Source organism: Rahnella sp. 1L-D-7-B-C2 (assembly GCF_057290995.1).
Genome location: NZ_JBXAVQ010000006.1, coordinates 131,663 through 153,634, shown reverse-complemented (window position 1 = coordinate 153,634; position 21,972 = coordinate 131,663). Strand labels below are relative to the sequence as shown.

Here is a 21,972-nt window from a genome sequence, read left to right as displayed (position 1 = left end):
TGCTGCTAGCCGGTTTTACGCAAGGACGCCGTATGCCGGTTTTGCAGCATGACCAGCCGCTCCATATAACTCAGATCCTTCTCCTCCAGAGTAAAAGCGGCATCCACCCAGTCTTCAGTGATATCCATCAGCTCCGAACGCGACAGCTGCAATACGCGCTGACGTGCCCGGATCATCGCCCGGATCCCGTTGAGCTTTGGCCGCAGCGTATCCATAAAGGTACGGGTGGCGTTGAATGCCTCACCAGGCTGGAACAGAACATCCACTAACCCGCGGCTTTCAAACCATTCCGCCGTATGCGATTCACCGGTGGTAATCAGCTCCTCCGCCAGCCGCATACCGGCTTTTCGTGAGACCAGTGAATAACCGCCCATGCCAGGGAACAGGTTAAACGCGATTTCAGGAAATCCCATACGGGCCGTGTTTTGCGCCAGCACGTAATGGTGCGCCAGTGCCGCTTCAAACCCGCCGCCCAGCGCGGTTCCTTCGATCATCGACAAACTAATGGCACCGACATCAAATCCGCGCGCGGCGGCGTGTACGCAGTCCACACAGGCTCTGGCGTAGGCACGCAACGCTTCGCGCTTGTTATTAACGATAGAATCCACAAAGAAACTGAGATCACCTCCCACGTTGTACATATTGGGCACCAGCGAACCGGTCACCCAAAAATCGAAACGCAGCCCGGACGCTTTCGCAGCGTAGGTCAGCGTCATGATGTCTTCGATAAGCTCCTGATTAAAACAAGGACGTGGATAAGACCTGAGCATCATCCACATGACATTACGGCCTTCTTCATAATAGGCAGCAATTTGCGACAAGTGCCCGGCTTCGGTAAACGGACGGCAGGCTGTATGGTCAATAAGATTCATAGTATATATCCAGGTTAGAATTGAATTTTAGGGTGAAGCAGCTCCAGCCTAGTCCAGCTCTAACCCGAACTGAATCGATTCCAGGTGTTTTTATAAGAATATTCTTAATCCGCATAACTTAGGAAAAAAATGTTAAAAATAAACAACCTGCATCTCATCAATCTTGTGTAAAAACAGTGAAAGAATGAATTTGTCTGCTTATTCGCAATCATTCGCCTCCTCACTAATTAATATTTTAATTAAATAAGCCTGATTAATAATATTTTGAAGCGTTAATAATTTTCCCCGTTTTAGCCAAAGTGATACAGCTCACAATCATTGCGTGCCCGCTTTCCAATTCTTCCGCCACCCGCTAAATTGAATTCATCTCCTCCGACCACTTAAGAGAATTCCATGACTGAACGCGCTTCGCCGTTTTATCCGCACCTGCTGGCGCCGCTGGATTTAGGTTTTACGCAGCTGAAAAACCGCGTGCTGATGGGTTCCATGCACACCGGACTTGAAGAGCTGGAGGACGGGCCGGCGCGGCTGGCAGCGTTTTATGCCGAGCGCGCGGCGGCGGGCGTCGGGCTAATCGTCACCGGCGGCATTTCACCCAATGCGCAGGGCGTTGTGTATCAGGGCGGTTCGATTCTGGCCGAACAGGAACACATCACACATCACCGCGTGGTGACCCGTGCCGTACATGCCGCCGGAGGCAAAATCGCACTGCAAATCCTGCATGCCGGTCGCTACAGCTACCAGCCTCATCCGGTCGCGCCCTCTGCCCTTCAGGCACCGATTAACCGCTTCACGCCTCATGCGCTGAGCGAAGAACAGATCGAAACAACGCTGGAAGATTTCGCCCGCTGTGCTCTGCTTGCCAAAGAGTCTGGCTACGACGGCGTGGAAATCATGGGTTCGGAAGGCTATCTGATTAATCAGTTTCTGGCCGCCAGAACCAACCAGCGCACCGACCGCTGGGGCGGCAGCGTGGAAAATCGCATGCGCTTCGCGACCGAAGCGGTGCGCCGCGTGCGCGAAACGTGCGGACTGGAATTCATCATCATTTATCGCCTGTCGATGCTGGATCTGGTGGAGGAAGGGTCGGACTGGCAGGAGGTCGAAATGCTGGCGCAACGCATCGAGCAGGCAGGAGCGAGCATTATTAATACCGGTATCGGCTGGCACGAAGCGCGTATTCCCACCATCGCTACTATGGTGCCCCGCGCGGCATTCAGCTGGGTAACCCAAAGGCTGATGGGCAAAGTCGGCATTCCGCTCATCACCACCAACCGCATCAACGATCCGGACGTCGCGGAGAAAATTCTCGCCGAAGGCTGCGCCGATATGGTTTCGATGGCGCGCCCGTTCCTCGCCGATCCGGCGTTTGTCGAGAAAGCGGCGCAGGGCCGGGCGGATGAAATTAATACCTGCATCGGCTGCAATCAGGCGTGTCTGGATCAGATTTTCGTCGGCGAAGTGACGTCCTGTCTGGTAAACCCACGCGCCTGCCATGAAACGCAGATGCCAGTGACCCGCGCGCCAGCGTCTAAACGCCTGGCCGTGGTCGGCTCCGGCCCTGCGGGTCTGGCTTTCGCTACGACGGCCGCCAGCCGCGGACATCAGGTCACGCTGTTTGACGGCCACCATGAAATTGGTGGGCAGTTTAATATTGCTAAACAAATTCCTGGCAAAGAGGAGTTTTATCAGACCCTGCGCTACTACTCGCGCCAGCTGGCGTTACTCGGTGTGACGGTGCGCCTTGGCGAAACAGTTAGCGCCAGCCAGTTGACCGGCTATGACGAGGTGATCCTCGCCTGCGGCATCTCGCCGCGTTTGCCGGACATTCCGGGTATCAGTCACCCGAGCGTGCTGACCTATCTCGACGTGCTGCGCGATAAAAAACCGGTCGGCAACCGCGTGGCGATTATCGGTGCAGGCGGAATTGGGTTTGATACCGCCGAATACCTGATCCACAACGGCACATCGTCGAGCCTCAGCAGCCGCGCGTTCAGTCATGAATGGGGGATCGATCAGACGCTCACCCAGCGCGGCGGCCTTGCGCCACAAGGCCCGCAGCCGGAACCGGCAGCGCGGGATATCGTTTTGCTGCAACGCAAAACCACTAAAGTCGGCGCAGGACTCGGTAAAACTACCGGTTGGATCCACCGCGCCAGTCTGTTGCAGCGCGGCGTGAAAATGCAAAATGGCGTCAGCTACGAACGCATCGACGACGCAGGATTGCATCTGATTATGAACGGTGAACCGGTATGTCTGTTGGTGGATAACATCATTATCTGCGCCGGACAGGAACCACAGCGCGCCTTGTATCAGCCTCTGCAGGAAGCCGGGAAAACCGTGCACCTGATTGGCGGCGCGGACGTTGCGCTCGAACTCGATGCCCGCCGCGCCATAGAACAAGGCACCCGGCTGGCGCTGGCAATCTGAGAAAGTACAGATGAAAAAAAAGCCGCGTGAGCGGCTTTTTTGCTGAAGACATCATTCAAATCAATGCTGTGACGCCGTCTTCACCGCGCGCAAAATCACGAACTTCTGATTGGTGGCGATAGTGGTGCAGTTACCGAACAAACGGCGCAGTTTCTGGTAGTAATCCAGATGGCGGTTACCGACGATACGCAGTTCGCCGCCGGTTTGCAGGCAACGTTTGGCATCACAGAACATACGCCATGCAGTGTCATCACTGACCACGGTGCCCTGATGGAACGGCGGGTTACACAGCACCGCGTCCAGCGTTTCGCGCTCGACACCGGCCAGCATATTGTTCACTTCGAAATGACAGCGGCTGACATCCTGCGGCAAATTGTTTTCAACGTTGATGCGGCTCGATTCCACTGCCATGTAGGATTCATCCACAAACAGCATTTCGGCGTCCGGGTTCAGTGCCAGCGCGGTCATGCCGATCACACCGTTACCGCAGCCTAAATCCACCATGCGCCCTTCGATGCCTTCCGGCAGATGTTGCATGAAGAAACGCGCGCCGATATCCAGACCGCCTCGAGAGAACACGTTCGCGTGATTGGAAATGCGGAACTCACTGTCATCCAGCGCCCATTCGGCGATCACCGGCTCGGCGGCCTGTGCAGGCAACGTGGCTTCACAATGGATCAGACGCGCTTTTTTCCATGCCAGACTGGTTTTGGTCGGGCCAAGAATTTTCTCGAACAATTGTAGCGTCGAGGTGTGGATATCACGGGCTTTCGCCCCGGCGATGATCTGCGTCTCAGGCGTTACAACTTCGCGCAGGGCCAGCAGTTGCTGTTCCAGCAGCGCCAGCGTTTTTGGCACTTTGATGATGACCAGACCCGGATTGATCGGCAACGGCACCAGGCTGCTTTGCGCGGCCACGGCGTCTTCATCAAACCCGTTCAGACGCAGGTTATGGCGCGTCGCCAGCTGGCTCATGAAAGAGTCATTGATGCTGGTTGGATTGAACTCCTGTAACGCACAGGCCAGCGCACCAAACGCATCGTTGAAAATCAGCAGCGGACGGCCATTGAGCTCAGCGGTGTTCAGGGTTTGCAGCAGATATTCATCGGCCGCTTCCCAGGCCTGCAACTGCGTTGCCGCTTCGTCCTGCGGATAACGTTCCAGACTCAGTTGCAGCAACTGACCACCTACTTCGGTTTCGAATTGGCTCATTGGCCCTCCTCAATATTCAATTTGCGCTGTTTATCCCCTAAATTGGGCTATCAGTAAAATGTTTTTTCAGTTAAAAAGGGGTTTATCTGCCGGATCCCTGCGATCGCGCCAAAATCCACGCTTTCCGCTGCGGCACCTTTTTCCCGTCAATAAGAGACAAAGCAACCAGTTATGCCTGAATTGACCTATCTGCAAGGCTATCCCGAGCATCTTCAGGCTCAGGTGCGTCAGTTAATCGACCAGGAACGTTTGGGTAAAGTATTGCTGACGCGATATCCGCAACCGCACGAGCTGACCACCGACAAATCGCTCTATCAGTATACGCTGGACCTGAAAAACCAGTTTCTGCGCAGTTCATCGCCGTTAAGTAAAGTGGCCTACGACAACAAAATCCACGTGATGAAGCACGCGCTGGGGCTGCATACCGCTATATCGCGCATTCAGGGCGGTAAGCTGAAAACCAAGGCGGAAATCCGCGTCGCGACTGTCTTTAAAAGCGCGCCGGAACCCTTTCTGAAGATGATCGTGGTGCACGAACTGGCGCATCTGAAAGAGAAAGATCACAACAAAGCATTCTACAGCCTGTGCTGTCATATGACGCCCGACTATCATCAGTTAGAATTCGATACGCGCATGTACCTGACGCATCTGGAAATATTCGGTAAGTTGTATCAATAACTTAACAATAATAATGAGGTATTTATGATTCGCTTTGCTGTTGTCGGCACCAATTGGATCACCCAACGCTTTATTGATGCTGCGCACGAGAGCGGCAAGATGAAGCTGACGGCGATTTATTCACGTACGCTGGAAGGTGCCAAAAAGCTGGGCGAGGATTATCCGGTCGAGCATTACTTTGATTCACTTGAAGCAATGGCTGCCTCAGATTTGATCGACGCCGTCTATATCGCCAGCCCGAACTCTTTACATTATCCGCAATCGCTTTTGTTCCTCAGCCATAAAAAGCACGTGATTTGCGAAAAGCCGCTGGCGTCCAATCTGGCCGAAGCTGAAAGCCTCATCGCCTGTGCGAAAGAGAATAACGTCGTACTGTTCGAAGCGTTTAAAACGGCTTATCTGCCGAATTTCCTGCACATGAAGGGCGCATTAAACCGTATTGGTAAACTGCGCAAAGCCATTTTCAACTACTGCCAGTATTCGTCGCGTTATCCGCGTTATCTGGCCGGTGAAAACCCGAATACCTTTAATCCGGCGTTTTCAAACGGGTCAATCATGGATATCGGCTATTACTGTCTGGCCAGTACCATCGCGCTGTTTGGCGAACCTGAGTCGGTCACTGCCACGGCGACTCTGCTGGAAAGCGGTGTGGACGGTCAGGGCACGGTGATCCTGACCTATGCCGACGACTTCGAAGTCGTTATCAACCACTCCAAAATCAGCGATTCCCATCTGCCGAGCGAAATTCAGGGCGAAGAAGGCACCTTGCAGATGGAAAAACTCTCTGAATGCCAGACGCTAAGCCTGACGCCTCGCGGCAGCCAGAAGCTGGATCTGACGCAACCGCAGCACATCAATACCATGCTGTATGAAGCGGAAACTTTTGCGATTCTGGTGGATAACCAGTTTGTCGCGCATCCGGGGCTGGAAGTGTCGCGCATCACCGCCAAAGTGCTGACAGAGATCCGCCGTCAGACCGGCGTGGTGTTCCCTGCTGACCATCAGCCTTAACTTTTATCGCCAGTTCGGGAGTCACAGATGACTGCACCCAGCCTGAAGCCGTTGTTGATTTTGCAGACCGGTCACGCACCGGAGCCCATCCGTCGTGCGCACGATAATTTCCCGCAGATGTTTATCCGTCAGGGCGATATCGATCCGCAGCAGGTGGTGATTGTCGATTTACAGGCCGGTGAGCGCCCGCTGCCGCCGGATCAATATTGCGGAGCCATTATTACCGGTTCACGCAGCATGGTGACCGAACACCTGGCGTGGAGCGAGGAAGCCGCAGACTGGGTACGTCTGGGCATGTTGCAGGAATTGCCGATGTTTGGCGCGTGCTACGGGCATCAGCTGATGGCCTACGCGCTGGGCGGCGAAGTGGATTACCATCCGCAGGGCATTGAAGTCGGCACTCACGACATCACGCTGACGCCCGCCGGACATCTCGATCCGCTGGTATCGCAACTGCCAGCGCAGTTCGCCGCGAATCTTATCCATCTGCAAACCGTGGTGACGCCTCCGGCGACCGCGACGGTACTGGCGAAAACGCTGCACGATCCACATCAGATCCTGCGCTACGGCCCGAACGCCATCAGCACGCAGTTCCATCCTGAATTCAGTCTGGCGGTGATGAAAACTTATCTGTCGTGGCTAGGCTCGATCGCCGAAGATGACAGCGTGGACTTTGCCCATCAGGCTCATCAACTTAGCGAAACGCCGCTCAGTCAGGGATTGCTGCTGGCCTTCGTCGGCGCGCTGGGTAAGCGTCAGGCGCTGGCGGGTTAATGTGCAAAGATATGTCAAAATGTTGACACCAGTAACACTTTGAATTAATTTTCAAACTGCAAAGGGGAGTAACTTCTTCGTCGGATAATCGTCATTACGGTGCCTGGACAAGCGTTAAAACGCCGTCTCAGCCACCCGGTTACCGGGGCAACACTGATTCATCTAATGAATGCTTCAGAGTTGTAAGTGAGACCTTGCCGGAAGGCGAGGTTTGCTTATAGCTCAGAGAGAGCGGCTAACGTCTTCCGACGCTGGCCGTTTTTTTTGATGTTTTTTCGGAGGATAACGTAATGATGAATTCAGTGGGCAACCCGATGTTGTGGGGCGCGTTTGCTGTGGTGGTGGTGATTATGCTCGCCTTCGACCTGCTGTTGCAGGGGCGCAAAGGTGCGCAGGTCATGACCATGAAAAGCGCAGCCATCTGGTCGCTGGTGTGGATTGGCCTGTCGCTGCTGTTTAACTTTGGTTTCTGGTGGTATCTCAACGGCGAAATGGGTCGTGAAGTGGCGGATGCGCAGGCGACGATGTTCCTGACCGGTTATCTGCTGGAAAAAGCGCTGGCGGTGGATAACGTCTTCGTCTGGCTGATCCTGTTCAGTTATTTCTCTATCCCGGCAAATCTGCAACGTCGCGTACTGATCTACGGCGTACTGGGTGCGATCGTTCTGCGTACCGGTATGATTTTCGCCGGCAGCTGGCTGGTGGGTCAGTTCAGCTGGATCCTGTACGTATTCGGCGCGTTCCTGCTGTTTACCGGCATCAAGATGGCGCTGACCAAAGAAGACGACGGCGAAGTCGGTGAGAAACCGATGATCCGCTGGCTGCGCAGTAAAATGCGGATGACCGATGAATTGCATGGGGAGAAATTCTTCGTGCGCCGCAACGGTATTCTGTTCGCAACGCCGTTGCTGCTGGTGCTTATCATGGTCGAACTGAGTGACGTCATTTTCGCCGTCGACAGCATCCCGGCAATCTTTGCCGTGACCACCGATCCGTTCATCGTGCTGACGTCTAACCTGTTTGCGATCCTCGGCCTGCGAGCGATGTACTTCCTGCTGGCTGGCGTGGCGGAACGTTTCTCGATGCTGAAATACGGTCTGGCGGTGATACTTATTTTCATCGGTATCAAGATGCTGCTGCTCGACGTGTTCCACATTCCGGTGGCCGTATCGCTCGGGGTGATCGCCTCGATTCTGGTTATTACTTTGCTGATCAATACGTGGGTGAACTACCGGACTGACCACGCAAAATCTCAAAAATAAGCGGGCATCGCTCGCAGAATGATTCTTTGCAACGGACGCCTCATGGCGTCCGTTATTTTTTAGACTAAATTCTGCTAGTCTCCTGCTTCATCGTTCAGGACAAGAACGGTGAATACTCATAAAAAGGAAAAATAGTATGCATACACAATCCTCTCCGTCATTTCTGAAACGATTTATCGACAGCAGTCTGGTCATGCAAATCCTCGTCGGTCTGATCGCCGGTATTGCACTCGCCGCGCTGGCTCCCGAAGCAGCAAAAACCGCGGGTCTGCTCGGCAGCCTGTTCGTTGGCGCATTGAAAGCCGTTGCACCGCTGCTGGTGTTGGTACTGGTGACCGCCTCCATTACTAATCACCCCAAAGGCAAAAAAACCGAACTCGGACCGATCCTGTTCCTGTATCTGTTCGGTACGTTCTCTGCGGCGCTGATAGCCGTAGTGGTCAGTTTTATGTTCCCGTCTACGTTGGATCTGAAAGTAGCGAATGTCGAAATCACCCCGCCGGGCGGCATTGCCGAGGTGCTTAAAGGGTTGATCATGAGCATTGTCTCTAACCCGTTCCGGGCACTGATCGACGCCAATTACATCGGCATTCTGGCCTGGGCGATTGGTCTGGGACTGGCGCTGCGTCATGCGGCAGACACGACCAAAACGCTGGTCACCGATGTGTCACTGGCGGTCACTAAAATCGTTCGTGTGGTGATCCGCTTTGCGCCATTAGGGATTTTCGGTCTGGTGGCTGAAACACTGGCCACCAGCGGATTTGGTGCTCTGTACGATTATGCCCATCTGCTGGTGGTGCTGATTGGCTGTATGCTGCTGGTTGCGCTGGTGTTTAATCCGCTGATCGTACTGGTGAAAACGCGTCGTAACCCTTATCCGCTGGTGTTTGCCTGCCTGCGTGAAAGCGGCGTCACGGCATTCTTCACCCGCAGTTCAGCAGCCAACATTCCTGTGAACATGAATTTGTGCCGCAAGCTGGGGCTGGATGAAGATACCTATTCCGTGTCGATTCCGCTGGGTGCAACCATCAACATGGCCGGTGCGGCGATCACTATCACCGTGCTGACGCTGGCAGCGGTGACCACACTCGGTATTGAAGTGGATATTCTGACTGCGCTGCTGTTGAGCGTGATGGCGGCGGTGTGTGCCTGTGGCGCATCCGGCGTGGCGGGCGGTTCGCTGTTGCTGATCCCGATGGCGTGCAGCCTGTTTGGTATTCCGAATGACATCGCCATGCAGGTGGTCGCCGTCGGCTTTATTATCGGGATTTTACAGGATTCGGCAGAAACGGCGCTGAACTCCTCTACCGACGTACTGTTCACGGCGGCGGCCTGTCAGAAGCCAGCGTAACCTGAATCTTCAGCGCATCCATGATGCACCAGTTTGCTGACCGGTGTGGCCAGAGCGGAAGCGGTGAGAAAAAGCGACGAAGCAAGAAGGATACGGCGGAAAGGCAATAACATCGGTGAAACTCCGCTGATAAACCAGCATCTCAGATGAATGAAATACAAAGGAATAACCATAGCCTCTGGTGAAAAAAGGCGGTGACTGACTTAACAATCACCGCCTTTATCATTCATGCTTAATGCAAAAAAATTACTGCCAGCCGTAGCGGCGCACGAACCAGCCTTTAACGCACTGGGTCAGCACCATGTAGCCCGCCAGAATCGCGATCAACCACGGGAAGTAGCTCAGCGGCAGCGCCTGCAATTGCAGGAATCCGGCGACCGGCGAGTAAATCAGCGCGATGCCGGTGACCACCACCATCAGCGTCATGATGCACAGCGGCCATGAAGCGCGGCTCTGGATGAACGGCACTTTGCGGGTGCGGATCATGTGGACGATCAGCGTCTGCGACAGCAGCCCTTCGATAAACCAGCCGGACTGGAACAATGTCTGCGCTTCAACAGTATTGGCTTTAAACACCCACCACATCAGGCTGAAGGTCAGAATGTCGAACACGGAGCTTATCGGCCCGAAGAACACCATAAAGCGACCAATATCACCGGCGTTCCAGCGCTGCGGTTTCGCCAGCTGCTCTTCGTCGACGTTATCAAACGGGATCGCCACCTGAGACACATCGTAAATCAGGTTCTGAATTAACAGATGCAGCGGCAACATCGGCAGGAACGGCAAGAAGGCGCTGGCGACCAGCACGCTGAACACGTTACCAAAGTTGGAACTGGCGGTCATTTTGATATATTTGAGCATATTAGCGAAGGTCCTGCGCCCTTCCGTCACGCCCTGCTCGAGCACCATCAGGCTTTTTTCCAGCAGAATAATGTCCGCCGCTTCTTTAGCGATATCCACCGCTGAATCTACCGAGATCCCGATATCCGCCGCCCGCAGTGCAGGCGCATCGTTGATACCGTCACCCATGAATCCGACCACGTGCCCTTCACCGCGCAGCACCCGCACAATGCGTTCTTTGTGCATCGGGGTCAGTTTGGCGAATACCGTGGTTTCACGGGCGACGCGCAGCAGCTGCACGTCATCCAGTTCATCGATATCACTGCCGATCAGCACCGTATCGACTTTGAGGCCGACGTCTTTGCAGACTTTACGTGCCACCAGCGGGTTATCGCCGGTCAGAATTTTGACGGTCACGCCTTTACGCTGTAACGCTGCCAGCGCCGGAGCGGTGCTCTCTTTTGGCGGATCGAGGAACGCGATATATCCGGCCAGAATCAAACTGGATTCATCAGGTACGCCGTAACCCACCGTGCGCGCAGGCATCACTTTGTGCGCGACGGCCACCACGCGCAGCCCCTGCTGATTGAGATCGTCAGTGATGCGGCGGATCCGCGCCAGCAGCGCATCGGTCAGCGGCACAATCTCGCCGTTAAGCTGCACCAGCGTACAAATCGACAGCATCTCTTCCAGCGCGCCTTTGCAGATCAGCCGATGGTTCTGATCGTTCTCGGCGACCACCACGGACATGCGGCGGCGGTCGAAATCGAACGGGATCTCATCCACTTTCAGCGAGTTATGCGCGGTCGCGATATCCCCCGCATCCAGCACCGCCACATCGAGCAGGTTTTTCAGGCCGGTCTGATAATGGCTGTTCAGCCACGCCAGATGCAGCACGTCGTCACTGGTCACGCCGAGTACGTCGGTGTGGCGTTCCAGCACAATTTTGTCCTGCGTCAGCGTACCGGTTTTATCGGTGCAGAGAATATCCATCGCGCCAAAGTTCTGAATCGCGTCCAGACGCTTGACGATCACTTTCTGACGGGACAGTTTCACCGCGCCTTTCGCCAGCGTGGAGGTGACAATCATCGGCAGCATTTCCGGCGTCAGCCCGACCGCCACGGAGAGCGCAAACAGCGCCGCCTCCCACCAGTCGCCTTTGGTGTAGCCGTTGATGACCAGCACCACCGGCGTCATCACCATCATAAAGCGGATCAGCAGCCAGCTGACTTTGCTGATCCCAGCCTGAAATGCGTTCGGCTGGGTATCTTCCTGCACTACGCGCTCGGCGAGCTGGCCGAACCAGGTTTTGCTGCCGGTGGCGATCACCATCGCGATCGCCGTACCGCTGACCACGTTGGTGCCCATAAAGCACAGCGTGTTGAGTTCCAGCGGGTCGTTAGCGATGGGTTTCTTTTCGCAGGCGTGTTTTTCCACCGGCAGGGATTCGCCGGTCAGCGCCGCCTGGCTGATAAACAGATCCTTGGCGGAAAGAATGCGCAGATCCGCCGGGATCATATCCCCCGCCGAGAGTTTGATCAGGTCGCCCGGCACCAGCTGGCTGATGGCGATTTCCACCGTTTCGCTGCGCCCGGTTTGCGCGTCGCTGCGCAGTACGGTGGCGGTGTTGCTGACCATCGCTTTCAGCGCATCGGCGGCTTTGTTGGAGCGTGCTTCCTGGATGAAGTGCATGAGGGTGGAAATAAACACCATCGCGCCAATCACCAGCGCCGCTGTCAGATCGTCGGTGGCATAAGACACCAGACCGAGCACGGTCAGCAGCAGGTTGAACGGATTGCGGTAGCAGTGCCACAGATGCAGCCACCACGGCGCTGGCTGCTGATCGCCGGTCTGATTCAGGCCGGAAACTTCACGAATGGCGTCTGCCTCCGGTCCGGTCAACCCTTCGGGATGACTGCCAAATTGCAGGTACAGCTGGTCTTCGGTAGCGCGGGCGCAGGCCTGACAATGCGCGGCCATCGCAGCAGGCACGGCCTGTGCAGCGCGGACTGACACGTTTTCGAGCATCGGATCGCGACGGACTAAGCGGCGCGGTAAATTACGGCTGAGCGCGCTGAGCAGCCGGGAAGTGAAATTTTTGAACATGATTCGCACCTTTGTTGCGTCCACGGCAAAGCTGCCCGGACATGGCAAAAGGGTTTACAAAAACGGAGCGAACGAAAGACGTGCGCCACCGCTTACCTGATAACTTTTAACGTCACGGTAAGCAGTAGCAAAAATGCGGGTGCTTACCGGATCACAACGGACCTACTGAATTGGGGTCGGGTTCCATGGGTTTTCACCTCCGGTAAAGAACGGTTTGGAAATTCATACGCATCGGGCAGGAAAATCCGTTAGGGTATCGGTTCGCTATTGCGCAACTTCGATATTTGAGCGGAGTATACGCCTGTGAACTGCAACCATTTTTAAACCTGATCAACTTAACCATACAAAATAATTATACAAACCATGCAAAATCGCCTGACCATCAATGATATTGCCCGCCTGAGCGGCGTGGGGAAATCCACGGTTTCCCGCGTGTTAAATAACGAAGGCAACGTCAGCCCGCAGACCCGTGAGCGGGTGTTGCAGGTGATTGAGCAGGAGCATTTCAGCCCGTCGAAATCAGCGCGGGCGATGCGCGGGTTCAGCGATAAAATCGTGGCGATCATCGTCTCGCGCCTTGATTCTCCCTCAGAAAATCAGGCGGTACGCGCCATGCTGCCGCTTTTTTATCAGCAAGGTTATGACCCGATCGTACTGGAAAGCCAGTTCAGCGCCGAGCGGGTGAAAGAGCATTTGCAGGTACTGAAGCAGCGTAATATCGACGGCGTGGTGCTGTTTGGTTTTACCGGTTTATCCGCGCAGATGCTGACGCCGTGGAAAGATAAACTGGTGATGCTGGCGCGTGAGATGCCGGGCTTATCTTCGGTATGTTACGACGATGCGGGCGCGGTGCAGTTGCTGATGCAAAAGCTGCTGGCACAAAATATCCGCTCCATCGGCTTTATCGGCGTGTCACCCCATGACACCACCACCGGCCAGAAGCGCAGCCAGGCCTATCAGGTATTCTGCGACGAACACGGCCTGACGCCGCATCTGGTGCTCGGTGAGCTGACCTATCAGAGCGGTTTCGACCTGCTGCCGCAGTTGCTGGAAACCCGCATTGAAGCGGTGATCTGCGCCTCTGATACCATCGCCATCGGCGCACAAAAATACCTGCAACAACAGCAGATCACCGGCGTGCAGGTGTGTGGCATCGGCAACAACCCGCTTCTGCATTTCCTTTTTCCCGAATCTTGTTCCGTCGAGCTTGGCTACGGCGCGGGCGGCGAGGCGGCGGCAAAACAATTACTGGCGCAACTCGACGGCTCAGCGACCTTAAAACAGCTGACTATTCCTGGAAAACTGGCGGTCTGAACCCCTTCCCTGAGTCTTGAAAAACAGAAACTTTGTGATCGTCCCGGCAAAACCGGGAACGTTCCCAGACAAGTTCCCATCGCCTTCGCTATGCTTTAGCCGTTCCCTACACCGGCATTTAAAAACAAGAAGGTTTTTTCATGAGCAAAGTAAAGCAACAGGATATTGATCGCCTGATCGCCCTCGTCGGCGGCAGCGACAATATCGCGATGGTGACTCACTGCATTACGCGTCTTCGTTTTGTCCTCAATGATCCGTCGAAAGCCGATCCGAAAGGGCTGGAAACGTTGCCGATGGTCAAAGGGTGCTTCACCAATGCCGGTCAGTTTCAGGTGGTCATTGGCCCGGAAGTGGACGATTACTATAAAGTGCTGATCGCCAGCACCGGCAAAAGCGAAGCCGGTAAAGAGCAGGCCAAAGTCGCCGCGCGCCAGAACATGAGCTGGTTCGAGCGCGGGATTTCGCACTTCGCTGAAATCTTCTTCCCGCTGTTGCCGGCGCTTATCAGCGGCGGTTTGATCCTCGGCTTCCGCAACGTTATCGGCGATATCCCGATGAGCGGCGGTCAGACACTGGCGCAGATGCATCCGATGTGGCAGTCCATTTACGACTTCCTGTGGCTGCTCGGCGAAGCGATCTTCATGTTCCTGCCGGTGGCGGTGTGCTGGTCTACGGTGCGCAAAATGGGCGGCACTGAAATCCTCGGTATCGTCCTCGGCATTACGCTGGTCTCCCCGCAGCTGATGAACTCCTACAACCTCGGCCAGCAAATTCCTGAAGTGTGGAATTTCGGCTGGTTCACCATCGAAAAAGTCGGTTATCAGGCGCAGGTGATTCCTTCCGTGCTGGCGGGTATGGCGCTGGCAATGATCGAAAATGGCATCAAACGCATCGTGCCGAATTACCTGTATCTGGTGATTGTGCCGGTGACGTCACTGCTGATTGCCGTCTTCCTCGCGCATACGCTGATCGGGCCATTTGGCCGCATGATCGGCGACGGTGTGGCGTTCGCGGTGAAATTCGTGATGACCGGCAGCCTCGCGCCGGTCGGTGCCGCGCTGTTTGGTTTCCTCTACGCGCCGCTGGTTATCACCGGTGTGCATCAGACCACGCTGGCCATCGACATGCAGATGGTACAAAGCACTGGCGGTACGCCGGTCTGGCCGCTGATTGCCCTTTCCAACATTGCGCAGGCCGCTGCCGTGGTTGGCGTGATTATCGTCAGCAGAAAACACAATGAACGTGAGATTTCCGTGCCTGCCGCTATTTCCGCGTTCCTCGGCGTGACTGAACCGGCGATGTACGGGATCAACCTGAAATACCGCTTCCCGATGCTGTGCGCAATGATCGGCTCGGCGATCGCCGGACTGATTTGCGGGCTGAGCGGCGTGATCGCTAACGGCATCGGCGTCGGCGGTCTGCCGGGCATTTTGTCCATCAAACCGCAGTTCTGGAGCATTTATGCGGTGGCAATGCTGGTGGCCATTGTCGTGCCGATTGTACTGACCGTGTTGGTTTACAAGCGCAAAGCGCGTCGCGGTGAACTGGCAGTGGTGTAAGACATCCAAAAAGGAAAATGGAATGAACAACGCATTACCGTGGTGGAAAAACGGCGTGATTTACCAGATTTACCCGAAGAGTTTTCAGGACACCACCGGCAGCGGCACCGGCGATATCAACGGCATCACGCAGCGGTTGGATTATCTGAAAACGCTGGGCGTCGATGCCCTGTGGCTGACGCCGATGTACCTGTCGCCGCAAATTGATAACGGCTACGACGTCGCCGATTACTGCGCGATCGACCCGGCTTACGGCACGCTGGAAGACTTCGAGCGCCTGACCGCCGAAGCGCACCAGCGCGGAATCCGCATCGTCATGGATATGGTGTTCAATCACACCTCCACTCACCATGAATGGTTTCGCCAGTCACAGGATCCGGGCAGTGCGTTCCGCCCGTTTTATATCTGGCGGGATGGTGCAACCGAAGGGGGTCCGCCGAATAACTGGCGCTCAAAATTCGGCGGCGGCGCGTGGAAGTGGCACGAAGAGAGCGGGCAATATTATCTGCATCTGTTCGCCACTGAACAGGCGGATCTCAACTGGGAATACCCGCCGGTGCGCGAGGCACTGAAACAGGTCTGTCAGTTCTGGGCAGATAAAGGCGTCGACGGGCTGCGACTGGACGTCATCAATCTGGTCTCGAAACAGCAAGATTTCCCCGCTGATGAGACCGGCGATGGCCGCCGTTTTTACACCGACGGCCCACGTATTCACGAATTTTTGCAGGAATTCAGCCGCGACGTATTCAAGCCATTGGGACTGATGACGGTCGGTGAAATGTCTTCCACTCAACTGGAACATTGTCGCCGCTACGCCGCCAACGACGGCAGCGAACTGTCGATGACGTTTAATTTCCATCACCTGAAAGTCGATTACCCGAACGGTGAAAAATGGACAGACGCGCCGCCGGATTACGTTCAGCTCAAGCAGATTTTCCGCGAATGGCAGCAGGGAATGCATGGCCACGCATGGAACGCGCTGTTCTGGTGTAATCACGATCAGCCGCGCATTGTGTCGCGCTTCGGTGATGAAGGCGCACTGCGCACCACCTCCGCCAAGATGCTGGCAATGGTGCTGCACGGGTTGCAGGGCACGCCGTATATTTATCAGGGCGAAGAAATCGGCATGACCAATCCGGGTTTTAAACATCTCGAGCAGTACCGCGATGTGGAAAGCCTGAATATGTTCGCCGAGCTGAAAAGTGACGGGCGCAGCAACGAGGAACTGTTGCGCATCTTAGCGCGCAAATCCCGTGATAACAGCCGCACCCCGATGCAATGGAACGCCGGGCCGCAGGCAGGGTTTACCTCCGGCACGCCGTGGATTTCAGTCAGCCACAATGCAGAAGAGATCAATACGGAACAGGCGCTGGCGGACAGAGATTCTGTGTTTTATCTCTACCAGCAACTGATCAAGCTACGCAAAACCATGCCGGTGCTGACCGACGGCGATTATCAGGACTTGCTGGCAGAACATCCGCAGTTATGGTGCTATTCACGCACGGCGAACGGGCAGACGCTGCGCGTTGTTGCCAATCTGAGCGCGCAGGAACAGACGCTCAGCCTGCCGGAATTTACGGGTAAGACGCTGCTGAGTAATTACGCCGCAGCCCCGCTTTCCGGCCGCCTTCGTCCTTACGAATGTGCCTGGATACTGGCTGAATAGTCTGAAAAAAATCTCAAAACCGGGCACCCTGCCCGGTCTTTTTTTATGCATATCCTTTAAAAACAACAGGCAAAATTCAGGCCAGAATTTACATTTGGTCACGGTTTCTTCCGACGAAAAAATTCTTTGTTCCCGGTCAATAAAACGAGAATTAACGCTCGCGCCATTCCTATATGTAGTGTGTATAGTACACACCCAACCCAATATATAGCGATTTCACGCAAAACCCGCACAACAGGCCCGCAGGCCTTGCGGGGCGCGGAGTGCGCTCAAAAGGAGTGTCATTGTGAAGGCAGACAGACTCGGATCCATTCCCGCCAGTTCCACTAAAATGCAGCCCATCGTCATCAAGCGGGATGGTTGTCAGGTCCCTTTCGATGAAGTTCTGATCAAACAAGCGGTTCAGCGCGCCGCCATTGCCGCTGGCATCGACAGCGCGGAGTATTGCGGGCAGGTTGCGCGCATTGTGGCTGAAAATCTGCAAGACCAGAAGCGCGTCGATATCCACGAAATTCAGGATGCGGTTGAAAACCAGCTGATGGCTGGCCCGTATAAAAAACTGGCGCGCGCCTATATCGAATATCGCCACGATCGCGACGTCAAACGTGAAATGCGCGGACGCCTGAATCAGGAAATTCGTGGTCTGGTTGAGCAAAGCAACATGGCGCTGCTCAATGAAAATGCCAACAAAGACAGTAAAGTAATCCCGACACAACGCGACCTGCTGGCCGGTATCGTTGCCAAGCACTATGCCAAACAGCATATTTTGCCGCGTGAAGTGGTGCTGGCGCATGAGCGCGGTGAAATCCACTATCATGATCTCGACTATTCGCCATTCTTCCCGATGTTCAACTGTATGCTGATCGACCTTAAAGGCATGCTCAATCACGGTTTCAAAATGGGAAATGCCGAAATTGACACGCCGAAGTCAATTTCCACCGCCACCGCCGTGACCGCGCAAATCATCGCGCAGGTTGCCAGCCACATTTATGGCGGCACCACCATCAACCGTATCGACGAAGTGCTCGCGCCATTTGTCACGTCCAGCTACGAAAAACACCGGGCAATCGCGCAGGAATGGCAGGTCGCCGACGTCGAGGCTTTCGCCCACAGCCGCACCGAAAAAGAGTGTTATGACGCCTTCCAGTCGCTGGAATATGAAGTCAACACGCTGCATACCGCCAATGGCCAGACGCCTTTCGTCACCTTCGGTTTCGGTCTCGGCACCTCGTGGGAATCGCGCCTGATCCAGCAATCCATTCTGCGCAACCGCATTGCCGGGCTGGGTAAAAATCGTAAAACCGCCGTGTTCCCGAAACTGGTATTCGCCATTCGTGACGGGTTGAATCACAAAGCCGGTGACGCCAACTACGACATCAAACAGCTGGCACTGGAATGCGCCAGCAAGCGCATGTATCCGGACATTCTGAATTACGATCAGGTGGTGAAAGTCACCGGCTCCTTCAAAACACCCATGGGCTGCCGCAGCTTCCTCGGCGTGTACGAAGAAAACGGCGAGATGATCCACGAAGGCCGCAACAATATCGGTGTGATCAGCCTGAACCTGCCGCGCATCGCGCTGGAAGCAAAACAGGATGAAGCCGCGTTTTGGAAATTGCTCGACGAACGTTTGCTGCTGGCGAAAAAAGCCCTGATGACCCGCATTGCGCGCCTGGAAGGTATCAAAGCCCGCGTTGCACCGATTCTGTATATGGAAGGCGCGTGCGGCGTGCGTCTGAAAGCCGACGACGATATTTCCGGCATCTTCAAAAATGGCCGCGCGTCGATTTCCCTGGGCTACATTGGCGTGCATGAAACTATCAATGCGCTGTTTGGCAATCAGACGCATGTCTTCGACGCCCGCCAGCTGCGCGAAAAAGCCGAAGCGATTGTCGGCCGCCTGAAAGACGCGACCGAAAGCTGGAAAGACGAAACCGGCTACGGATTTAGCCTCTACAGCACACCGAGCGAAAATCTGTGCGACCGTTTCTGCCGCCTGGATAAAGCCGAATTCGGGCTGGTGGCGGGCGTGACTGACAAAGGTTACTACACCAACAGCTTCCATCTGGACGTCGAGAAGAAAGTGAATCCGTACGAAAAACTCGACTTCGAAGCGCCGTATCCCCCGCTAAGCAACGGTGGTTTTATCTGTTACGGCGAGTATCCGAACCTGCAACACAACCTGAAAGCGCTGGAAGATGTGTGGGATTACAGTTACACCCGCGTGCCGTATTACGGCACCAACACGCCAATCGATGAATGCTACGACTGCGGCTACACCGGCGAATTCGAGTGCACCAGCAAAGGCTTTACCTGCCCGAAATGCGGCAACCACGAGCCTTCACGTGTGTCCGTCACCCGCCGCGTGTGCGGTTATCTCGGCAGCCCGGACGCACGTCCGTTCAACGCCGGTAAGCAGGAAGAAGTGAAGCGCCGCGTGAAACATTTAGGCAATGGTCAACTGGGCTGAGACGTTGAATTTCCATCAATATTACCCGATCGATGTCGTTAACGGGCCAGGAACGCGCTGCGTGCTGTTCGTTTCCGGCTGCGTCCACGAATGCCGCGGGTGCTACAATAAAAGCACCTGGCGGCTGGACTCAGGCAAGCCTTTTACGCAGGCAGATGAAGACCGGATCATCGCCGATCTGCAAAACACGGTGATCCCGCGTCAGGGTTTAACGCTCTCCGGCGGCGATCCGCTGCATCCGCAAAACCTGTCGGCGATCCGCCAGCTGCTGTTACGGGTGCAGGCTGAGTGTCCGGGCAAAGACGTGTGGATGTGGACCGGTTACACTCTTGGCGAACTGACCGCTGCTCAACAGGAAGCGATCGCGCTCATCAACGTGCTGGTCGACGGCAAATTTGTGCAGGAGTTGAAAGACCCGTCGCTCATCTGGCGCGGCAGCGACAATCAGGTGATTCATTACCTGAGATAAAAAAGTTTGTGTCATTCAGAGGGGAAGCGCTTCCCCTCGATGCTTTTAAATTCCATTCAGTAAATAATCGAAGGCATTTTTCACTTCATAGATTTCACCTTCCAGCTTTTTGATGCATCTTCCTACCTCTTTAGATCTCACCCCACCAAGCATATGCGTCATCGCAACAAATGGCTGTTGCCGGATTTTGAGTAACGGGCAAAGTTTCTTCGGCGGCAGGTCGCACAGCTTATCTAAAGGAACAAGTGGCACCACGACTGTGTTACCCCAGCCTTCTGCTGAAGGGTGATGGATATTCAGCAGATACGGATACACCGCTTTTCCTCCACCCTTGTTTTCATAAACAGCGTACTGCTCCATCAAAATGCACGCTGATAGTCTGAAAATGAGCCATTCTCTTGCACAAATTTTGTTATCGCTTCGATACCTTTTTGGTTTTCCCGCGTCCATTTCTCCGCCGGCGTTTCAGGCAGTAACGGAACAGGTAACTCATTGAAATCCAAATTAAGTACTTCTGACATACATATTCCTTATGTGATTAATGGTGAATACTTAAACAGCATGCAGAGTGTAATTTATCCTGCTTAATTCCGTAAATCCCCACATCACATCTCTGCGAGACATCTTCCAATTCTTCACCTCCCTGCAATCTGACCTTCACCCAACTGTCATTAAGCTGCGCCAACATGATGCCAACGCCCTGCTGAGGTTTGCATCATGTCCTGCTCCCCTTCAACAAAATTCACTGCCACTGCCCGTTTATCCCGTGCGAGGTATTCATTGTGATGAACTTATCTAGACATCCGACCAGTCACACCACTGTGTATCAGCAAATTGCTGCCGAGCTGGAACAGGAGCTGCGTAACGGTTACCGCTGCGGCGACTATCTGCCACCGGAACAACAGCTTGCCGAACGTTTTCGGGTGAACCGCCATACGCTGCGTCGCGCGGTAGATGAGCTGGTCGATCGCGGCTGGCTACAGCGCCGTCAGGGAATTGGCACGCTGGTGCTGATGCGCCCTTACGATTACCCACTGCATTCGCAGGCAAGGTTCAGCCAAAACCTGCTCGATCAGGGGAGTCACCCGACCAGCGAACGTTTGCTGGCAGTGCTGCGACCTTGTACCGATCACGTGGCGACAGCGCTGTCACGGCAGGAAGGCGACACGGTTATCCACCTGCGCACGTTACGCCGCGTTAATGGCGTACCGGTCTGCGTGATTGACCACTACCTGCCAGATCTCGACTGGTGGCCTGCGCTGCAAAACTTCCACAGCGGCTCGCTGCACGATTTTATCCGCGAAGAAATTAAGCAAAAACTCAGCCGCCGCACCACCCGCATTAACGCCCGTCGTGCGCTGGCGAAAGAGAGCAAATTACTCGAAATCGTGCCGCAGGCACCGCTGCTGTGTGTGCGTACTCTTAACATTCGTGAAGGCAGCGACACGGTGGCGGAATACTCCGTCAGCCTGACCCGCGCCGACATGATCGAACTGACCATGGAGCACTGAATGGATCACCTGCAAACCCGCCAGCGCTGGATGTCGGTGCTGGCTCACAGCCGCCCCGACGAACTGCTCGCGCACTGGCAGCCGTTGAATTTATCCCCGCAGTTTGAACGCATACGCGCTGCTGAAACCGGTCTGACACAGCTTCAGGGCCGCATGGGCGGCACCGGGAAACGTTTCGTGATGGGCGATATGACCGTCACCCGCGCGGTGATCCAGATGGAAGGCGGCGTTTATGGTTACAGCTACATCGCCGGTCGTAATAAGCCCCACGCCGAACTGTGCGCGGTGATCGACGCCCTGCTGCAAATACAAGGCATGGACGAGCTGCTGCATAAACGGATCATTGCCCCGCTGGCGGCCATACAGCAGGAGCGCCGCGAGCTGCGCGCCCGTGAAGTGGCTGCCAGTCGCGTCGATTTCTTTACCCTGGTTCGCGGAGAATAATTC

At 55.1% G+C, this 21,972-nt stretch carries 18 protein-coding genes; 13 read left to right on the top strand and 5 right to left on the bottom strand.

The features are described 5' to 3' along the window. Nucleotides 1-5: 5 nt before the first annotated feature. Entirely contained in the window at nt 6-872 is an 867-nt protein-coding gene (locus AC0Z7K_RS12510) for a crotonase/enoyl-CoA hydratase family protein (RefSeq protein ID WP_413530307.1), read from the bottom strand. Nucleotides 873-1,265: 393 nt separating this feature from the next. Here AC0Z7K_RS12510 and AC0Z7K_RS12505 point away from each other — a divergent pair, with 393 nt between their 5' ends. Continuing rightward, entirely contained in the window at nt 1,266-3,302 is a 2,037-nt protein-coding gene (locus tag AC0Z7K_RS12505) for an oxidoreductase (RefSeq protein ID WP_485614660.1), read from the top strand. Between the two features lie 60 nt (nt 3,303-3,362). On the opposite strand, the gene rlmG is transcribed toward AC0Z7K_RS12505, so the two are convergent. Then, nucleotides 3,363-4,514, bottom strand: coding sequence for a 23S rRNA (guanine(1835)-N(2))-methyltransferase RlmG (gene rlmG / locus AC0Z7K_RS12500; protein WP_485614659.1), 1,152 nt, complete (start codon nt 4,512-4,514; stop codon nt 3,363-3,365). Between the two features lie 171 nt (nt 4,515-4,685). On the opposite strand from rlmG, the gene AC0Z7K_RS12495 reads away from it, so the two are divergent. The 5 genes from AC0Z7K_RS12495 (at nt 4,686) to sstT (ending at nt 9,590) form a co-directional block, all read left to right on the top strand. Further along, complete coding sequence (locus tag AC0Z7K_RS12495) at nt 4,686-5,192, top strand: M48 metallopeptidase family protein (RefSeq protein WP_485614657.1); 507 nt, start codon at nt 4,686-4,688, stop codon at nt 5,190-5,192. A 24-nt stretch (nt 5,193-5,216) separates the two neighbouring features. Continuing rightward, complete coding sequence (locus AC0Z7K_RS12490; protein ID WP_485614655.1) at nt 5,217-6,203, top strand: Gfo/Idh/MocA family protein; 987 nt, start codon at nt 5,217-5,219, stop codon at nt 6,201-6,203. A 27-nt stretch (nt 6,204-6,230) separates the two neighbouring features. Then, the gene (locus tag AC0Z7K_RS12485; RefSeq protein ID WP_413530302.1) at nt 6,231-6,977 is read left to right on the top strand and encodes a glutamine amidotransferase; all 747 of its coding nucleotides are present in this window, start codon (nt 6,231-6,233) and stop codon (nt 6,975-6,977) included. Nucleotides 6,978-7,267: 290 nt separating this feature from the next. Further along, nucleotides 7,268-8,239 carry a TerC family protein gene (locus AC0Z7K_RS12480; RefSeq protein ID WP_413530301.1) on the top strand — a complete coding sequence of 324 codons (972 nt, stop codon included), beginning with the start codon at nt 7,268-7,270 and terminating at the stop codon, nt 8,237-8,239. A gap of 136 nt (nt 8,240-8,375) precedes the next feature. Then, nucleotides 8,376-9,590 carry a serine/threonine transporter SstT gene (gene sstT, locus AC0Z7K_RS12475; protein ID WP_485614654.1) on the top strand — a complete coding sequence of 405 codons (1,215 nt, stop codon included), beginning with the start codon at nt 8,376-8,378 and terminating at the stop codon, nt 9,588-9,590. A gap of 246 nt (nt 9,591-9,836) precedes the next feature. Here sstT and mgtA read toward each other — a convergent pair whose 3' ends face one another. Further along, entirely contained in the window at nt 9,837-12,539 is a 2,703-nt protein-coding gene (mgtA, locus tag AC0Z7K_RS12470; protein ID WP_485614779.1) for a magnesium-translocating P-type ATPase, read from the bottom strand. Nucleotides 12,540-12,899: 360 nt separating this feature from the next. Between mgtA and treR the strand changes: the two genes are divergently transcribed. The 5 genes from treR to nrdG all read left to right on the top strand — a co-directional run bounded on the left by treR (nt 12,900) and on the right by nrdG (nt 20,014). Further along, entirely contained in the window at nt 12,900-13,850 is a 951-nt protein-coding gene (gene treR / locus AC0Z7K_RS12465) for a trehalose operon repressor TreR (RefSeq protein WP_485614652.1), read from the top strand. Between the two features lie 140 nt (nt 13,851-13,990). Continuing rightward, nucleotides 13,991-15,409, top strand: a complete 1,419-nt coding sequence (gene treB, locus AC0Z7K_RS12460; RefSeq protein ID WP_413530298.1) for a PTS trehalose transporter subunit IIBC — start codon at nt 13,991-13,993, stop codon at nt 15,407-15,409. Nucleotides 15,410-15,431: 22 nt separating this feature from the next. Further along, nucleotides 15,432-17,075 (top strand): alpha,alpha-phosphotrehalase, encoded by a 1,644-nt coding sequence (gene treC / locus AC0Z7K_RS12455; protein ID WP_485614650.1) that lies wholly within the window; start codon nt 15,432-15,434, stop codon nt 17,073-17,075. Between the two features lie 331 nt (nt 17,076-17,406). After that, nucleotides 17,407-19,545 carry an anaerobic ribonucleoside-triphosphate reductase gene (gene nrdD, locus AC0Z7K_RS12450; protein ID WP_485614777.1) on the top strand — a complete coding sequence of 713 codons (2,139 nt, stop codon included), beginning with the start codon at nt 17,407-17,409 and terminating at the stop codon, nt 19,543-19,545. Nucleotides 19,546-19,549: 4 nt separating this feature from the next. Next, complete coding sequence (gene nrdG, locus AC0Z7K_RS12445; RefSeq protein ID WP_485614775.1) at nt 19,550-20,014, top strand: anaerobic ribonucleoside-triphosphate reductase-activating protein; 465 nt, start codon at nt 19,550-19,552, stop codon at nt 20,012-20,014. Nucleotides 20,015-20,059: 45 nt separating this feature from the next. On the opposite strand, the gene AC0Z7K_RS12440 is transcribed toward nrdG, so the two are convergent. Together AC0Z7K_RS12440 and AC0Z7K_RS12435 are read right to left on the bottom strand one after the other, a co-directional pair. Next, entirely contained in the window at nt 20,060-20,374 is a 315-nt protein-coding gene (locus AC0Z7K_RS12440) for a CcdB family protein (protein WP_485614649.1), read from the bottom strand. Next, complete coding sequence (locus tag AC0Z7K_RS12435; protein ID WP_485614648.1) at nt 20,374-20,535, bottom strand: type II toxin-antitoxin system CcdA family antitoxin; 162 nt, start codon at nt 20,533-20,535, stop codon at nt 20,374-20,376. Before AC0Z7K_RS12435 ends, AC0Z7K_RS12440 begins: the two co-directional genes overlap by 1 nt. 264 nt (nt 20,536-20,799) lie before the next feature. Between AC0Z7K_RS12435 and phnF the strand changes: the two genes are divergently transcribed. Together phnF and phnG are read left to right on the top strand one after the other, a co-directional pair. Continuing rightward, the gene (gene phnF / locus AC0Z7K_RS12430) at nt 20,800-21,525 is read left to right on the top strand and encodes a phosphonate metabolism transcriptional regulator PhnF (RefSeq protein ID WP_485614646.1); all 726 of its coding nucleotides are present in this window, start codon (nt 20,800-20,802) and stop codon (nt 21,523-21,525) included. Continuing rightward, a complete protein-coding gene (gene phnG, locus AC0Z7K_RS12425) occupies nt 21,526-21,969 on the top strand; it encodes a phosphonate C-P lyase system protein PhnG (RefSeq protein ID WP_413530293.1) in 444 nt (147 codons plus the stop codon). It begins immediately after the preceding gene. The last annotated feature ends 3 nt before the right edge of the window (nt 21,970-21,972 follow it).

What these genes read in the sequence shown, in the direction of transcription:
- AC0Z7K_RS12480 (WP_413530301.1), top strand. Translation starts at nt 7,268, where the DNA reads ATGATGAATTCAGTGGGCAACCCGATGTTGTGGGGCGCGTTTGCTGTG.
- treR (WP_485614652.1), top strand. Translation starts at nt 12,900, where the DNA reads ATGCAAAATCGCCTGACCATCAATGATATTGCCCGCCTGAGCGGCGTG.
- AC0Z7K_RS12435 (WP_485614648.1), bottom strand. Translation starts at nt 20,535, where the DNA reads ATGTCAGAAGTACTTAATTTGGATTTCAATGAGTTACCTGTTCCGTTA.
- AC0Z7K_RS12495 (WP_485614657.1), top strand. Translation starts at nt 4,686, where the DNA reads ATGCCTGAATTGACCTATCTGCAAGGCTATCCCGAGCATCTTCAGGCT.
- phnF (WP_485614646.1), top strand. Translation starts at nt 20,800, where the DNA reads ATGAACTTATCTAGACATCCGACCAGTCACACCACTGTGTATCAGCAA.
- treB (WP_413530298.1), top strand. Translation starts at nt 13,991, where the DNA reads ATGAGCAAAGTAAAGCAACAGGATATTGATCGCCTGATCGCCCTCGTC.
- treC (WP_485614650.1), top strand. Translation starts at nt 15,432, where the DNA reads ATGAACAACGCATTACCGTGGTGGAAAAACGGCGTGATTTACCAGATT.
- AC0Z7K_RS12510 (WP_413530307.1), bottom strand. Translation starts at nt 872, where the DNA reads ATGAATCTTATTGACCATACAGCCTGCCGTCCGTTTACCGAAGCCGGG.
- AC0Z7K_RS12485 (WP_413530302.1), top strand. Translation starts at nt 6,231, where the DNA reads ATGACTGCACCCAGCCTGAAGCCGTTGTTGATTTTGCAGACCGGTCAC.
- sstT (WP_485614654.1), top strand. Translation starts at nt 8,376, where the DNA reads ATGCATACACAATCCTCTCCGTCATTTCTGAAACGATTTATCGACAGC.
- AC0Z7K_RS12490 (WP_485614655.1), top strand. Translation starts at nt 5,217, where the DNA reads ATGATTCGCTTTGCTGTTGTCGGCACCAATTGGATCACCCAACGCTTT.
- rlmG (WP_485614659.1), bottom strand. Translation starts at nt 4,514, where the DNA reads ATGAGCCAATTCGAAACCGAAGTAGGTGGTCAGTTGCTGCAACTGAGT.
- AC0Z7K_RS12440 (WP_485614649.1), bottom strand. Translation starts at nt 20,374, where the DNA reads ATGGAGCAGTACGCTGTTTATGAAAACAAGGGTGGAGGAAAAGCGGTG.
- phnG (WP_413530293.1), top strand. Translation starts at nt 21,526, where the DNA reads ATGGATCACCTGCAAACCCGCCAGCGCTGGATGTCGGTGCTGGCTCAC.
- nrdD (WP_485614777.1), top strand. Translation starts at nt 17,407, where the DNA reads ATGCAGCCCATCGTCATCAAGCGGGATGGTTGTCAGGTCCCTTTCGAT.
- AC0Z7K_RS12505 (WP_485614660.1), top strand. Translation starts at nt 1,266, where the DNA reads ATGACTGAACGCGCTTCGCCGTTTTATCCGCACCTGCTGGCGCCGCTG.